Origin of the sequence: Streptomyces sp. NPDC086989, from assembly GCF_044745505.1 — a bacterium.
Taxonomy (GTDB): domain Bacteria; phylum Actinomycetota; class Actinomycetes; order Streptomycetales; family Streptomycetaceae; genus Streptomyces.
The window spans coordinates 188,893-203,727 of sequence record NZ_JBIVAL010000003.1 but is presented as its reverse complement, the minus strand read 5'-3'; the positions used below and the strand labels follow the sequence as shown (position 1 = coordinate 203,727).

The 14,835-nt window shown below is 72.0% G+C and carries 14 protein-coding genes; 7 read left to right on the top strand and 7 right to left on the bottom strand.

Annotated features, from left to right (window positions below):
* Positions 1-112: 112 nt before the first annotated feature.
* From ACIPK4_RS07660 to ACIPK4_RS07645, 4 genes are all read left to right on the top strand, one after another.
* Complete coding sequence (locus ACIPK4_RS07660; protein ID WP_054224036.1) at positions 113-526, top strand: DUF3151 domain-containing protein; 414 nt, start codon at positions 113-115, stop codon at positions 524-526.
* A gap of 205 nt (positions 527-731) precedes the next feature.
* Positions 732-1,577, top strand: a complete 846-nt coding sequence (locus tag ACIPK4_RS07655) for a tryptophan 2,3-dioxygenase family protein (RefSeq protein WP_402309945.1) — start codon at positions 732-734, stop codon at positions 1,575-1,577.
* Entirely contained in the window at positions 1,570-2,829 is a 1,260-nt protein-coding gene (kynU, locus tag ACIPK4_RS07650) for a kynureninase (protein ID WP_402309942.1), read from the top strand. Before ACIPK4_RS07655 ends, kynU begins: the two co-directional genes overlap by 8 nt.
* A gap of 167 nt (positions 2,830-2,996) precedes the next feature.
* On the top strand, positions 2,997-3,881 hold the full coding sequence (locus ACIPK4_RS07645) for an alpha/beta hydrolase family protein (RefSeq protein WP_402309939.1): 885 nt from the start codon (positions 2,997-2,999) through the stop codon (positions 3,879-3,881).
* Positions 3,882-3,945: 64 nt separating this feature from the next.
* Here the strand turns inward: ACIPK4_RS07645 and ACIPK4_RS07640 are convergent, their stop codons facing one another.
* The 3 genes from ACIPK4_RS07640 to ACIPK4_RS07630 form a co-directional block, all read right to left on the bottom strand.
* Positions 3,946-4,863, bottom strand: coding sequence for a hypothetical protein (locus tag ACIPK4_RS07640; RefSeq protein WP_402309937.1), 918 nt, complete (start codon positions 4,861-4,863; stop codon positions 3,946-3,948).
* A gap of 22 nt (positions 4,864-4,885) precedes the next feature.
* The gene (locus ACIPK4_RS07635) at positions 4,886-5,758 is read right to left on the bottom strand and encodes a hypothetical protein (protein WP_402309933.1); all 873 of its coding nucleotides are present in this window, start codon (positions 5,756-5,758) and stop codon (positions 4,886-4,888) included.
* Between the two features lie 198 nt (positions 5,759-5,956).
* Positions 5,957-7,240, bottom strand: a complete 1,284-nt coding sequence (locus tag ACIPK4_RS07630; protein ID WP_030152855.1) for an adenylosuccinate synthase — start codon at positions 7,238-7,240, stop codon at positions 5,957-5,959.
* A gap of 184 nt (positions 7,241-7,424) precedes the next feature.
* Between ACIPK4_RS07630 and ACIPK4_RS07625 the strand changes: the two genes are divergently transcribed.
* Positions 7,425-8,354 (top strand): diacylglycerol kinase, encoded by a 930-nt coding sequence (locus ACIPK4_RS07625; protein ID WP_402310615.1) that lies wholly within the window; start codon positions 7,425-7,427, stop codon positions 8,352-8,354.
* Positions 8,355-8,417: 63 nt separating this feature from the next.
* Here the strand turns inward: ACIPK4_RS07625 and ACIPK4_RS07620 are convergent, their stop codons facing one another.
* Positions 8,418-8,915 (bottom strand): GbsR/MarR family transcriptional regulator, encoded by a 498-nt coding sequence (locus ACIPK4_RS07620; protein ID WP_402309930.1) that lies wholly within the window; start codon positions 8,913-8,915, stop codon positions 8,418-8,420.
* 75 nt (positions 8,916-8,990) lie between these two features.
* Between ACIPK4_RS07620 and ACIPK4_RS07615 the strand changes: the two genes are divergently transcribed.
* Together ACIPK4_RS07615 and ACIPK4_RS07610 are read left to right on the top strand one after the other, a co-directional pair.
* Complete coding sequence (locus ACIPK4_RS07615; RefSeq protein WP_402309928.1) at positions 8,991-9,962, top strand: ATP-binding cassette domain-containing protein; 972 nt, start codon at positions 8,991-8,993, stop codon at positions 9,960-9,962.
* Positions 9,959-11,542 (top strand): ABC transporter permease, encoded by a 1,584-nt coding sequence (locus ACIPK4_RS07610; protein ID WP_402309927.1) that lies wholly within the window; start codon positions 9,959-9,961, stop codon positions 11,540-11,542. The genes ACIPK4_RS07615 and ACIPK4_RS07610 overlap by 4 nt, the downstream gene beginning before the upstream one ends.
* 18 nt (positions 11,543-11,560) lie before the next feature.
* On the opposite strand, the gene ACIPK4_RS07605 is transcribed toward ACIPK4_RS07610, so the two are convergent.
* The 3 genes from ACIPK4_RS07605 to ACIPK4_RS07595 form a co-directional block, all read right to left on the bottom strand.
* Positions 11,561-12,757, bottom strand: a complete 1,197-nt coding sequence (locus ACIPK4_RS07605) for a cytochrome P450 (protein WP_402309926.1) — start codon at positions 12,755-12,757, stop codon at positions 11,561-11,563.
* A gap of 66 nt (positions 12,758-12,823) precedes the next feature.
* Positions 12,824-13,483 carry a response regulator transcription factor gene (locus ACIPK4_RS07600; RefSeq protein WP_054221271.1) on the bottom strand — a complete coding sequence of 220 codons (660 nt, stop codon included), beginning with the start codon at positions 13,481-13,483 and terminating at the stop codon, positions 12,824-12,826.
* Positions 13,480-14,826, bottom strand: a complete 1,347-nt coding sequence (locus tag ACIPK4_RS07595) for a sensor histidine kinase (protein ID WP_402309924.1) — start codon at positions 14,824-14,826, stop codon at positions 13,480-13,482. Before ACIPK4_RS07595 ends, ACIPK4_RS07600 begins: the two co-directional genes overlap by 4 nt.
* Positions 14,827-14,835: the final 9 nt, after the last annotated feature.

The following is a 14,835-nucleotide window of genomic DNA, read 5'->3' as shown; positions in this document are numbered from 1 at the left end:
TGGTGGGGCGCCCACCACCGGCCACCCGGAGGAGCACCAGGGGTGGTTGGGGCACCGCCCGTACGCGGTGCCGCCGCTCCGCGGGAGGGGCCGGATACCCCAGACTTGGTGCATGTCCATTCACCAGAACCTGCTCGGGGGCCCCGCCCCCACCCACCTCCCCGACGAGCCGGGCCGCGAGGCCCTCGCCGCGGGCACGCCCGCGGTCGAGGTGGCCGCCGCGCACCCGACCTCCTCGCTCGCCTGGGCGACCCTCGCCGACGAGGCGTTCGCCGCCGGTCGCACCGTCGAGTCGTACGCGTACGCCCGTACGGGCTACCACCGCGGCCTGGACGCGCTGCGCCGCGCCGGCTGGAAGGGCCACGGCCCGGTGCCGTGGGAGCACGAGCCGAACCGCGGTTTCCTGCGCGCCCTGTACGCCCTGTCCCGCGCGGCCGAGGCGATCGGCGAGAAGGAGGAGTTCGAGCGCTGCTCGACCTTCCTGCGCGACTCGTCGGAGACGGCGGCGGACGTCCTGGGCGCCTGAGCCGCGCTGAGCGCGGCGAGTTGCCGGGGCCCCGCGCGCGGGGCCCCGGCATGCCGTAGTGTCCGAAAAGTGACTGTGACCCCGGTCACATCTCATTGGATGGTGCCCGGCAACCGGTCCTATGATGCGGGCAGGGGACCGGGGCTCCACTCACCCATCGGAAGGAGCGGACCGCTACCCGGAAGCACGTGTCGAGGAGACAGCGATGTCGAACACCCTTGATGCCTCCGGAGCCGGTTCGGACACCCCGAACCTCGACTTCGACGGCACGACCCCGTACGAGGACTACGTCCAGGCGGACGTCCTCACCCACCTCCAGCACCTGCGCTCGGACGACCCGGGCGAGATGGTCTTCCTGGTGACGACCCAGGTCATGGAGCTGTGGTTCACGGTCATCGTCCACGAGTGGGAGACGGCCGCGAAGGCCCTCCGCGAGGACCGCATCTCCGTCGCGATGGATGCGCTGAAACGATCCCTCCGCGAACTGGAGGCCCTCAACGCCTCCTGGCGCCCGCTCGCCCAGCTCACCCCGGGCCAGTTCAACGCCTACCGCGCCGCCCTCGGCGAGGGCTCCGGCTTCCAGTCGGCGATGTACCGCCGGATGGAGTTCCTGCTCGGCGAGAAGTCGGCCTCCATGCTCGTCCCGCACCGCGGCGCCCCGCGCGTCCACGCGGAGCTGGAGAAGGCCCTCTACGAGCCCAGCCTCTACGACGAGGTCCTGCGCCTGCTGTCCCGCCGCGGCCTGCCCGTCCCGCAGACGGTCCTGGACCGCGACCTCTCCCAGCGGTACGAGCCCTCCCCCGAGGTCGAGGCCGTCTGGACCTCCCTGTACGCGGACCCCGACGCCCACCTCGACCTGCACCGCCTCGGCGAGGTGCTGACGGACGTCGCGGAGCTCGTCTGGCGCTGGCGCAACGACCACCTCGTCGCCACCCGCCGCGCCATGGGGGCCAAGACCGGCACGGGCGGCTCCGCCGGCGTGACCTGGCTCGAAAAGCGCGCCACCAAGAACGTGTTCCCCGAGCTCTGGACGGCGCGCAGCCATGTATGAGCCCACGACGAACGAAGCCCGCGGCAACGGGGTCCCCGGCAACGGGGTCCCCGGCAGCCGCGCCGCCCTGGACCTGGCCGCCCGCGCCGCGGAACTCGACACCGCCGACGAGCTGGGCAAGCTCCGCGAGCGCTTCACCCTCCCCGACGGGGTCGTCTACCTGGACGGCAACTCCCTGGGGGCGCTGACCACCGGCGTCGCGGAGCGCCTGGCCCAGGTCATCACCCACGAGTGGGGCACCGAGCTCATCCAGTCCTGGAGCACCGGCACCTGGTGGACCGCTCCCGAGCGGATCGGCGACAAGCTGTCCCCGCTCATCGGGGCGGCCCCCGGCCAGACGGTCGTCGGCGACTCCACCAGTGTCAACCTGTTCAAGGCCCTGGTCGGGGCGGCCCGGCTGGCCCGCCCCGGGCGCACACAGCTGCTGGTCGACGCGTCGACGTTTCCCACCGACGGCTACATGGCGGCGTCGGCGGCCCGGATGACCGGCCTCACCGTCGTCCCGGTCGACCCGTCGCACGCCGCGGAGGCGATGGGGGAGGACACCGCCGTCGTCCTGCTCAACCACGTCGACTACCGCACCGGACGCCTCCACGACCTCCCGGCCCTCACCGCGGCGGCCCGCGCCGCCGGGGCCGTCACCGTCTGGGACCTGTGCCACTCGGCCGGCGCCCTCCCCGTCGGCCTCGACGAGCACGCCGTCGACCTCGCGGTCGGCTGTACGTACAAGTACCTGAACGGCGGGCCCGGTTCCCCGGCGTACCTCTACGTCGCCGCCCGCAACCAGGCCGCGTTCGACTCCCCGCTCCCCGGCTGGAACGGCCACGCGGACCCCTTCGCGATGACCCCGGACTACGCCCCGGCCGACGGTGCGGTGCGCGGCCGGGTCGGCACTCCGGACATCCTGTCCATGCTGGCCCTGGAAGCGGCGCTCGACGCCTGGGACGGGGTCTCGGTGGAAGCCGTACGGGCCAAGTCCCTCGCCCTGACCGACTTCTTCCTGGAATGCGTCGCGGCGTACGTCCCGGCCGGCAAGGTCGAATCGGTCACCCCGGCCGCGCACGACCGGCGCGGCAGCCAGGTCTCGCTGCGCACCGAGAACGCCCGCGAGGTCATGGACGACCTGATCTCCCGCGGTGTGATCGGTGACTTCCGTGCCCCGGACGTCCTGCGCTTCGGTTTCACCCCGCTCTACGTCGGTTTCGCCGACGCGGAGCGGGCCGCCCGGACACTGGGTCACATTTTCGGGTGACGCGGAGGCGAAACGTCACGGCAACGGGGGCGGGTGGGGCTACGGCTCCGTCCGCCCCCGTACGTCACGGTCGCGGCCGGCGCCCGCCATGAACGGTCCGGTTCCGGACTGATACGGTCCCGCTCTGCCGGAACACCAGTCCCACGCGTTACCGAGAGGTTGAGCCGATGACGGACCCCGCAGTCGAACGGGACGCCGCCGAGGCCGCCTCGGCCTTCGCCCATCCGCCGGTCGCCCCCGACGCGACCGGGGCGTACGGGGACCACCCCGACCAGGTGATCGACTTCTACGTCCCGCGCACGGACTCCGCCACGGGCGCGTCCCCGCTGGTCGTCGTCCTGCACGGCGGTGCCTGGCGGGCCCCGTACGACCGCCACCACATCACCCCGCTCGCGGACTTCCTGGCCCGCCGGGGCTTCGCCGTCGCCAACGTCGAGTATCGGCGCGGCAGTTCGATGCCGCACCAGAACGCCGGGGGTCACATCGCGGGCCGCTGGCCGGAAACCTTCGATGACGTCGCCGCCGCGATGGACGCCCTCCCGGCCCTGGCCGCGGCCCACCTCCCCCAGGCCGATGCCCGCCGCACGGTCGTCACCGGCCACTCCGCGGGCGGCCACCTCGCCCTGTGGGCAGCGGCCCGGCACGTCCTGCCGCCCCGGTCCCCGGCCGCCTGGAGGCTGCCGTCCCCGCCGCTGCTGCGCGGCGTGGTGGCGCTGGCCCCCATCGCGGACTTCGTGACCGCGGAGGAGCTCGGCGTGTGCGGCGGCGCCTCGGCGCAGCTGCTGGGCGGCGTCGACCAGTGGGCCGAACGCCTGCCGTTCGCGGACCCGGCCGCCCTGCTGCCGACCGGGATCGCGACGGCCGTCGTCCACGGCCGGGAGGACATCGTGGTCCCGCCGTCGGTGGCCGAGTCGTACGTGGCCGCGGCGGCCAAGGCCGGGGAGACCGTGGGGCTGACGCTGCTCGACGGCGTCGGCCACTTCCCGCTGATCGACCCGGCCGCCGACGCCTGCGCCGTGGTCGCCGAGGAGATCTCACAACTGGCCTGGTAGGACCCGGTTCGCCCCGCCCGGCACATGGCACGGCCCCCCTCTGGAGAGGGGGGCCGTCGCCCCGTCAGACCTGGTTGTAGGTGCCGCTGGCCCAGAGCGCGCCGCCCTTGCCGGGGCCGCCGTCCGCCTTGTAGACGACGAAGTTGCCGTCGTCCTGGAGCAGTGCGTAAGCGCCGGGGTTGTTGCCGGTGCCGGCGTTCCAGGCCACCGTGTACGGGCTGAACCAGTCGCGCAGCCGCAGGTTGCCGTCGTCGGCGATGCTCAGCTCCATCGTGTAGTACTTCGCCCAGTACGTGCCGCTGTTCCAGATGGCCTTGCCGTCGCTCTTGCGGTAGATGACCAGGTTGTTGTCGGGCTGGATGACCATCCAGACGGAGGCGCTCTGGGCCCAGTCCCCGTTGAACCGGTAGCGGTACTCGTGTGTCGCGTCGTTCGCGCACAGCTTCGTGGACCGCTCCCGGTTGTGGGACCAGAAGTGCAGCCCCATGAACTCGCTCTCCCGACGCCCGATGACCCGGAAGCTTCCGTCCGCGTCCAGCTTGGCCCGGGGGTTCGTGTCGGTCCGGTCGCCGTAGGTGTCGGTGTGCCAGATGCCGCCGCCCGTCTGGGCGCTGCCGCCCTCGCGGTAGATGACGAAGTTGCCGTCCGCCTGCATGGTGGCGTACGCGCCCGGGTTGCCGTACGTCGCGCTGTTCCACAGCGGCAGACGCGGCCCGCCCGGGTTGCCGAGCGCGTACAGCACGAGGTTGCCGTCGGCCTGCATGACCAGTTCGGTCGACTGGGTGGGACTGGTCAGTTTCTGGCCCGGGGTGAGCCGCTGGCCCACGCTCAGGACCGTTTCGCGGCGGTCGTAGGGCTCGTCGCACTCGGCCATCCCGTCCCGGGTGGCGGGCGCGGCGTGTGCCGCGGCCGGGATCAGGCCGGTCAGGGCCGAGGCGGCGAGCAGGGTTATGAACGCATTGCGGGTCAGGCGGTTGCGCATGGGTGATTCCCCCCGTGGTGGATCAGATCTTGTTGTAGGTACCGCTGTTCCAGAGGGCGCCGCCCCTGCCGGGGCCGCCGCTCTGCTTGTAGACGACGAAGTTCCCGTCGTCCTGGAGCAGGCCGTAGGCGTCCGAGTTGCCCCCGGTGTAGGTGCGCCAGCGGACCGTGTGGTTCGGTCCCTCCTCGTGCAGGGTCAGGTCGCCGCCGTACCCCATCTCCAGGTTCAGGGCGTTCCGGTTGCCGTAGGTGCCGCTGCTCCAGATGGCCTTGCCGTCCCGCTTGCGGTACATGACGAGGTTGTTGTCCTTCTGGAGCACGAGCCACGCGGTGTTGGACTGGGCCCAGTTGCCCCGGATCCAGGAGGCGTCGGTCGAGCAGACCTTGGAGGGCTGCTCGCCGGTCTCCGTCGACCAGTACCAGTCCTCGCTGCGGCCGCTCACACTGAACTCGCCGTCGTCCCTGATGGAGGCACGGATGTAGGAGTTGGCCCGGTTGCCGTAGGTCGCGGTGTGCCAGATGCCGCCACCGGTGTCGGGGCCGCCGCCCTGGCGGTAGACGACGAAGTTGCCGTCCTCCTGCATCAGGGCGTACGCGCCGGGGTTGCCGTACGTGCCGCTGTTCCACAGCGGGAGCTTGGGCCCGCCGGGGTAGGTGGTCGCGTACACGACGAGGTTGCCGTCGGACTGCATGGCCAGCTCGGGCTTGCCGGGCGTGGGGACCAGGCTCGCGCCGGATTCGAGGCGCTGGCCGGGACGCAGGTCCGCGGAGCGTCCGGTGGAGCTGCCCCGGCACTCGCCGGGCTGGACGGCCGTCGCCACGGCCGGGGCCAGGGCGGTGACGGCGGAGGCGGCGAGCAGGGGTGTGAGCGCTCTGCGGAGCAGGCGGGTACGCAAGACGAGGTCCCCCAGGGGATCGGGTACCGGTCGCAAGAGGTGGCCGGAGTTGTTGAACCCCTTTTTACCTTGCCGCCCCCGGGGAAGATCAACCGACTTAGGCGCCGGACCGGGGCCTGCACGTGCCCGGGTACGCGTGTGGGGCGGGGTTCCCTTCACGGGAGCCCCGCCCCACACGTCCGTCGGCGGGCCGGCGGACTACAGGAACGAGTTGATCTCGATGGTCTCGGTGCGGCCGGGGCCGACGCCGATCGCGGAGATCGGGGCGCCCGACATCTCCTCCAGGGCCTTCACGTACGCCTGGGCGTTCTTCGGCAGGTCCGAGAACGTCTTGGCCTTGGTGATGTCCTCGGACCAGCCGGGCAGGTTTTCGTAGATCGGCTTCGCGTGGTGGAAGTCGGTCTGCGAGTACGGGAGCTCCTCGACGCGCTTGCCGTCGATCTCGTACGCGACGCACACCGGGATCTGCTCCCAGCCGGTCAGCACGTCGAGCTTGGTGAGGAAGAAGTCCGTCAGGCCGTTCACGCGGGTGGCGTAGCGGGCGATCGGGGCGTCGAACCAGCCGCAGCGGCGGTCGCGGCCGGTGGTCACGCCGCGCTCGCCGCCGATGCGGCGCAGGTCCTCGCCGTCCTGGTCGAACAGCTCGGTCGGGAACGGGCCGGCGCCGACGCGGGTCGTGTAGGCCTTGAGGATGCCGATGACGCGGCTGATCTTCGTCGGGCCCACGCCGGTGCCGGTGCAGGCGCCGCCGGCGGTCGGGTTCGAGGAGGTGACGAAGGGGTACGTGCCGTGGTCGACGTCGAGCAGGGTGCCCTGGCCGCCCTCGAACAGCACGACCTTGTCCTCGTCGAGCGCGTTGTTGAGGATCAGGGTGGTGTCGGCGACGTACGGCTTGATCTGCTCCGCGTACTGGAGCATCTCCTCCACGATCGCGGCGGCCTCGATGGCGCGGCGGTTGTAGAGCTTCGCGAGGAGCTGGTTCTTGCCCTCCAGCGCCGCTTCGACCTTCTGGGTGAGGATCGACTCGTCGTACAGGTCCTGGACGCGGATGCCGATGCGGTTGATCTTGTCCGCGTAGGTCGGGCCGATGCCGCGGCCGGTCGTACCGATCTTGCGCTTGCCGAGGAAGCGCTCGCCGACCTTGTCGAGGGTGACGTTGTACGGCGTGATGAGGTGTGCGTTGCCGCTGATGAGCAGCTTGGAGGTGTCGATGCCGCGCTCGTTCAGACCGCGCAGCTCGGAGAGCAGGACGGCCGGGTCGACGACGACGCCGTTGCCGATGACCGGGGTGCATCCGGGGGAGAGGATGCCGGAAGGGAGAAGGTGCAGCGCATACTTCTGGTCGCCTACGACGACCGTGTGGCCGGCGTTGTTGCCGCCCTGGTAGCGCACCACATAGTCAACAGATCCACCGAGCAGGTCGGTGGCCTTTCCCTTGCCCTCGTCACCCCACTGAGCTCCGAGCAGCACAAGAGCGGGCACAGGCGTACACCTCTTCCGGATGGGGCATGTCCAAGGTCAGGGGGCGTACGACGATGTACACCGCAGGCTGAGCCGTCGGACCGGTACCCCGGAATAGACGAAGGCCCTGGCGCAATAGCGCAAGGGCCTCTTGCACAAAGATGCTACCCGAGGAAGGACCGAGGTGTCGGCTCCAGAGCCCACCATGAGCCATGCGGGCGCGCCGGTAGGCGGCCTGCTCGTGCTCGTCGACCCGGTCGCCCGCCGTCTTGACGGCGAGTCCGTGCGGATCGCGAAAGATGTTCTGTCGGCGGGCGCGGCAGCGAAAATCTGTCTCCCCGACTCGCAGGAGGAGTTTGCGCGGGCCCTCGCCCGCCGGGGTCATCGGCAGCCGGTGATCGTCGGTGACGACCGTGCGCTGGTCCGCGCGGTGGGGCTGCTGTACCGGGAGCGGGGGCTGGGTGACGGCGCCGTTTCGCTGATTCCGGTGGGGCAGGTGGGGTCGCTGGGGCTGGCGCGGGCGCTGGGTGTCCCGCTGTCGGCGGTGGCCGCGGCCCGGTCGGTGCTGGACGGCGCCGTACGGGCGCGCGACCTGCTCGTGGACGACAGCGACGGGGTGGTGCTCGGGGATCTGCGGATTCCACCCGTCCGGACGGTACCGGGGGCGCAGGGGCCGTCGGTGTGGAGCGCGTACCGCTCGCTGGTGCGGACGCTGGTCCCGACGGGGGCTCCGGTGGGGCACCGGCTGCGGGTGGAGGCGGACGGGCAGCTCCTGGTGGACGTGGACCGGCCGGTGCAGGACCTGCGGGTGGTTCCGGTGCCGGACGCGGCGGCACCGGGCTCGGCGGGCATGGGCTCGGCGGGCCCGGGCAGGGCGGGCACGGGTTCGGTGGTTCCGCGTTCGGTGGTTCCGGGTTCGGCGGCCACCGGTTCGGTGGTTCCGGGGGTTTCCGCCGGCCTGGCGGAGGTCACGGTCCGGCTGGCCGGCGGCTCGGCCGTCCGGGTGCGGGCGCACGCGGTGACGGTCTCGGGGTCGGACTTCCGCTACCGCGCCGACACCGTGGTGACCGGCCCGGTCCGCCGCCGGACCTGGACCCTGCGTCCGGCGGCCTGGTCCCTCACCGTCCCGCGCTGACGGCCGTCGTCCCGGGGCGTCCCCGACGCTCCGGGACCACGGCCGGACGCTCCGGCACCACGGCTAGGAAAAGTCCAGGGTGGCGCGGTGGGCCCGCCAGCGGTCCATCATCCCGTGCATCTCGGTCTGCAGGAACTCGAAGAACTCCGCGGTCTCCGCCATTCGCGCGCCCGCCGGCGTGTCCCTGCCGAGCCCGGCCACCCCGTCGCGCAGGGTCTTCTCGAACAGGCTGAGCACCTGGTCCCGGCGGGTGAACGTCTCGTACCAGAGCTCGTTGTGCAGCACGTACCGGTCCCGCCGGGAGCCCGGCTCCCGCTCCCGGCTGACCATGGTCACCTGCGTCAGGTACGCCACGGCGCCCGACACCGCCGCCGGGCTGATCTGCAGGGCCTCGCTCAGCTCGGCCGAGGTCATCGCCCCGTTGTCGCTCGCGAGGAGCTGGGCGAAGACCCGGGCGGCCATGCGCTGCATGCCCGCCTCCGTCAGTTGGGCGGCGAACCGCTCGACGAAGCGGGAGACCGCTTCCGCGTTCCGTGCTTCCACTGCATCCACTGCATCCATGTCGTCCGCCACCTTCCCGACTTTACGTTATTCCCGAGCTTCACAAGTTTGTGAAAGTAGCGTACGTTCAGAAACATGACGAAGGCAATCAGCGTTGCCGGCCTCCACAAGGCGTTCGGCCGCACCCGCGCACTGGACGGACTCGACCTCTCGGTCGCCACCGGCGAGGTCCACGGCTTCCTCGGCCCCAACGGCGCCGGCAAGTCCACCGCCATCCGGGTCCTGCTGGGCCTGCTGCGGGCCGACTCCGGAACCGCCCGGCTGCTCGGCGGCGACCCCTGGGCCGACGCCGTGGAACTGCACCGCCGCGTCGCCTACGTCCCCGGCGACGTCACCCTGTGGCGCAACCTCTCCGGCGGCGAGGTCATCGACCTCTACGGGCGGCTCCGCGGAGGCCTGGACCGGGCCCGGCGCGCCGAGCTGATCGAGCGCTTCGAGCTGGACCCCACCAAGAAGGGGCGCACGTACTCCAAGGGCAACCGGCAGAAGGTCGCCCTCGTCGCCGCCTTCTCCTCCGAGTCCGAACTGCTCATCCTGGACGAGCCCACCTCCGGGCTGGACCCGCTGATGGAGGAGGTCTTCCAGCGCTGCGTCGCCGAGGCGCGAGCCGCCGGGCGGACCGTCCTGCTCAGCTCGCACATCCTCAGCGAGGTCGAGACCCTCTGCGACCGGGTCAGCATCATCCGCAAGGGCCGCACCGTGGAGAGCGGGACGCTGGCCGACCTGCGGCACCTCACCCGTACGTCGATCAGCGCCGAGCTCGCCGGCCCGCCGAACGGCATCGCGCACCTGCCGGGCGTGTATGACGTGGAGGTGCAGGGGCTGAAGATCCGTCTGCAGGCGGACACGGACAAGCTGGACGCCGTCCTGCGCGCGCTCGCCGACTCCGGTGTCCGGTCGCTGACCTCGACCCCGCCCACGCTGGAGGAGCTCTTCCTGCGGCACTACGCGGAGGACGCGGGCGGCTCGGGCGGCTCGGTCGACGCGGGTGGCTCGGGTGGTGCCGACGACGCGGACGGGACCTTGAAGGCGGGCGTGGCGCGATGAAGAACCAATTCGCCGGCACGGGGACGCTGCTGCGCCTCGCGCTCCGCCGCGACCGCGTGATGATGCCGGTCTGGATCATGCTCGTGGCGACGACGGTGCTCAGCCTGCCCGCCTCGCTGGAGTCGGTCTACGGAACGGGCGCCGAACGGGCCAGGCTGCTCGCCACGATGAACGCCAACGGCTCGCTGCGCGCCCTGTACGGGCCGGTCTTCGGCGACTCGATCGGCGCCCTGACCGCATGGCGCGGCGGGGTCTTCGCCGGAGTGCTCGCCGGGATCATGATCCTGGTCGTCGTGGTCCGGCACACCCGCGAGGAGGAGGAGACGGGCCGTCAGGAGCTGCTCTCCGCCGCGATGGTGGGCCGCCGGGCCCCGCTGACGGCCGCGCTGCTGGCGGCGCTGACCGCCAATGCGTCGGCCGCTCTGCTCGTGACGGGCGGACTCGCCGGGCGCGGAGCCGGTGGTGCGTCGGCCCTCGGGCTGGGCATCGGCGCGACCGGGATGCTGTTCGCGGCCCTGGCCGCCATCGCGGCGCAGCTCACCGAGAGCGCGCGGCTCGCGAAGGGGCTCACCGGCGCACTGGTCGGCGCGGCCTTCGTGCTGCGCGCCGCCGGGGACGCCGGCAGCGCCGCGGGTTCGAGCGCGCTGACCTGGGTGTCACCGCTGGGCTGGCTGGAGCACGTGCGGGCCTTCGCGGCCCCGCGCTGGTGGGTGTTCGGCCTGTTCACGGCGGCCGTGGCGGTGCAGGTGGCGGCGGCGTATGCGCTGGCCGGCCGCCGCGACCTCGGCATGAGCTTCCTGCCGGCCCGGCCGGGCCCGGCGGAGGGCCGGCTCGGCAGCGCGGGGGCGCTGGCCTGGCGGCTCCAGCGGGGCGGCCTGACCGGGTGGAGCCTCGGGTTCCTGGCGGCCGGAGTGGTCTTCGGCGCGATGACCGACGGGGCCACGCAGCTGGTCGGCGACAACGAACGGACCCGCGAGATCATCGAGCGGATGGGCGGCCGGAGCGGTATCGCCGACGCCTTCCTCGCGACGATGGCCGGGATGCTCGGCATGGTCGCCGCCCTGTACATCGTCTCGGCGGTGCTGCGGCTGAGCGGCGAGGAGTCGGGCCAGCGCGCCGAACCGCTGCTCGCGAACGCGGTCGGCCGGCTGCGCTGGGCCGGCGGCCACCTGGCCGTCGCGTTCGGCGGTTCGGCGCTGATCCTGCTGCTGGCCGGGCTGGGTCTGGGCATCGGGCACGGCCGGGGCCTCCAGGACACCGCGGCGACCGTCGGCGCCTGCCTGGCCCAGCTCCCGGCGGTGTGGGTGATCGGCGCCCTCGCCGCGCTCCTGCACGGCGCCGCCCCGAAGTACGCGCCCGCCGCCTGGGCGGTGGCCGGGGCCGCGCTGACTCTGGGCTGGATCGGCCCGGCCCTGAACCTCCCGCAGGGCGTCCTGTACCTCTCGCCCTTCGCCCACCTGCCCAAACTGCCGGGCGCTCAGACGATGGAGTGGGCGCCGGTGCTGGTGCTGACCGCGCTGGCCGGGGCTCTGCTGGCCGCCGGTCTGACCGCACTGCGCCGCCGTGACCTGGCCGCCTAGCCGCCAGGGCGTCAGTCCTCAGAACTCCACGAGGAGTTCGTCCAGACCGCGGATGACGTATCCGTCCCGCCACCGGGGCTCCCGTACGAGCCTCAGGGGCGGGACGTCGTCCGCCAGCAGGGCCCCGAACGACGCGGTCAGCTCCCGCCGTGCGAGCGGAGCGCCCAGGCAGTAGTGGATCCCGGCGCCGAAGCTCAGGTGCGGATTGTCGGCCCGTGCGAGGTCCAGGACGTCGGGGTGCTCGAACCGGGCGGGATCACGATTCGCGGACCCGAACAGCAGCGCGACCTCGGCCCCGCGCGGGATGACCGTGTCGCCGACCGTGATGTCGTCCAGCACCCACCGTTCGAACATCTGGAGCGGGGTGTCGAAGCGCATGAGTTCATCCACAGCTGTGGACAACTTTTCGCGATCGAGCGCGGCGAGCTGCTCGGGGTGACGGAAGAGGGTCCACCAGCCGTTGACCGTGGTGTTCACGGTGGCCTCGTGGCCCGCGTTCAGCAGGAGGACACAGGTGGAGATCATTTCCTGCTCGCTGAGGCGGCCGTCCTCATCGTGGGCGGCGATCAGACCGGAGATCAAATCCTCGCCGGGCTCCTTGCGCCGCTCGGCGATCAGCTCACGCAGGTAGGCGCTGAACTCCACGCTCGCCCGTACCGCCCGCTGCGCGGTCTCCTCGTCCGGGCGGAGCTCGAACATCCCGCAGATGTCCGCCGACCAGGGCCGCAGCAGCGACCGGTCCTCGGCGGGCACCCCGAGCAGCTCGGCGATCACCGCCACGGGCAGGGGCTCGGCGACGACGGAGAGCAGGTCCCCGCCCCCGTCGGCGAGGAGCTGCCCGACCAGCTCCCGGGCGAGCCGGTCCACGGCGGGAGCGAGCCGCTCCACGGTCCGCGGCGTGAACGCCTTGGACACCAGCCGCCGCACCCGCGCATGGGCGGGATCCTCCAGGTCCAGCAGGCCGTTCCCGTTGAGGACGTGGAACGGCTCGTGCTCCGGGGGCGGGGCCGCGCGGCCGAACTCCTCGTGCGAGAAACGGTGCAGATAGGTCCGGCCCAGCCTGCGGTCGCGCAGCAGCGCGCTCACATCGGCGTAGTGCGGCACCAGCCACTGCCCGGTGGCCTCCCACCACAGGGCGCGGCCCTGCTCGCGCAACTCCCGGTAGGCGGGGTACGGATCGGCGACGAAAGCGGCATCCCACGGATCAAAGCCCATCCCGTCACTGTAGGAGAACGCCCAGGCCGTGGCCGCAAGTCGCCCCGTGGCGCCCGCGCGCCGGGACTACGCCGGGGTCACCAGGCGGGTCTCGTAGGCGAACACCGCGGCCTGGGTGCGGTCGCGCAGACCCAGTTTGACCAGGATCCGGCTCACATGCGTCTTGATCGTGGACTCCGCGACGATGAGCCGGTCCGCTATCTCCGCGTTGGACAGCCCCTGTGCGATCAGCACCAGCACCTCCGTCTCCCGCTCCGTCAGTTCCTCGACACCCGACGGGTCCGCGAGCCTCGGAGGGACCGAGAGCTTCGAGAACTCCAGGATCAGCCGCTTGGTGACCGTGGGTGCCAGCAACGCCTCACCCGAGGCCACCACCCTCACCCCGTCGGCCAGTTGCCGGGCCGAGGCGTCCTTGAGCAGGAACCCGGAGGCCCCGGCGCGCAGCGCCTGGTACACGTACTCGTCGAGGTCGAAGGTCGTCAGGACCAGCACCTTCGCGTCCGTGTCGGACGCCACGATCTCCCGCGTGGCATCCAGCCCGTTCATCACCGGCATCCGGATGTCCATCAGCACCACGTCCGGTCGCAGCGCCGCCACCTGGGCGATGGCCTCCCGGCCGTCCACCGCCTCGCCGACCACCTCGATTCCGTCCATCGCGTTGAGCAGGACCGAGAAGCCCTCACGGACCATCATCTGGTCGTCGACGATCAACACCCTGATCGTCATGCCGGCCGCCCCGGCGCCGGCTCCTGCGTCCCGTCCTTGCGGCCGCGCACCGGTATGAACACCGCCACCTCGTACCCGCCCGCCGCGGTCCCCCCTGCCGTCATCTCCCCTTCCAGCATGGCCACCCGCTCCCGCATCCCGGTGATCCCGTGCCCGGCGCCCGGCGAGGGCCGCACGTCCCCGGTCGCCGCCGCGTTGACGACCCGTATGCCCAGGCCGCCCAGGACGTACGAGACCTCGACCGAGGCCACCGCCCCCGGCGCGTGGCGCAGGGTGTTGCTCAGTGCCTCCTGGATGATCCGGTACGCCGACAGCTCGACGCCCGGCGGCAGCTCCCGCACCGCACCCGTCACCGTCTTCTCCACCTTCAGCCCGGCCTCCCGCACATTGGCCAGCAGCCCCTCGAGGGAGGCCAGCGTCGGCTGCGGGGCGTCCGGCGCCTCGTAGTCCGCGGACCGCACCACACCCAGCACCCGGCGCAGCTCCGTCAGCGCCGCCACCGCGTTCTCCCGGATGGTGACGAACGCGGCCTCCAGCTCCGGCGGCGGATTCTTCACCCGGTACGGTGCGGCTTCCGCCTGGATCGCGACGACCGACATGTGGTGGGCCACCACGTCGTGCAGCTCCCGCGCGATCGTCGTCCGCTCCTCCAGCAGGGTCCGCCGGTCCCGCTCGACGGCCGTGACCTCCTGCTGCGCGCTGACCTCCTGCGCCGCCTCCTTGCGTATGTTGCGGACCGTGACGATCAGCAGGGAGACCGCCAGGAGGAAGGCCATGGGCGTGATCTCGACCGGCTCCCCCCGCCCGAGCACGACCGGTATCACGATCCCGCTCGCCAGGGTGATCAGCCACATCCAGCCCGCCGCCCGGGGCCTGGTCCGCATCGCGGCGATCGTCACCGTGGTGATGTAGCCGAAGAACGCGCCCGGCGTCCACGGCCACACGTCGCTCGTGTGCGAACCGACGACCAGCAGCGCCTGCGTCGCGATGACGGTCGCCCAGAACGCACCCACGGGCCTCACCAGGGTCATCAGCACCGGCGTGGCCGCGACCAGCCCCATCACAAGGGAGCTGCTTGCCGCCAGGTACTCGCCGCTGTTCGCGGAGGTGGCCATCACCACCAGGAACGCCAGGAAACCCACGACCGCATGCGGCAGATGGGCCAGGTGCGGCCGTATCCGCTGCGGCAGCCGCCGCGTCACCGGCCCGTCCGTGCGCATCGGCGGCAGCGGCCGGTACGCGAACGCGTCCGTGATCAGATCCTGGCGCAGGCTCTCGAACAGGCCGGAGGCCATCCGGAACTCAGGTGTCCGGGAGGTCGCCCGGGAGGTCGTCTCGGTCATACACACACC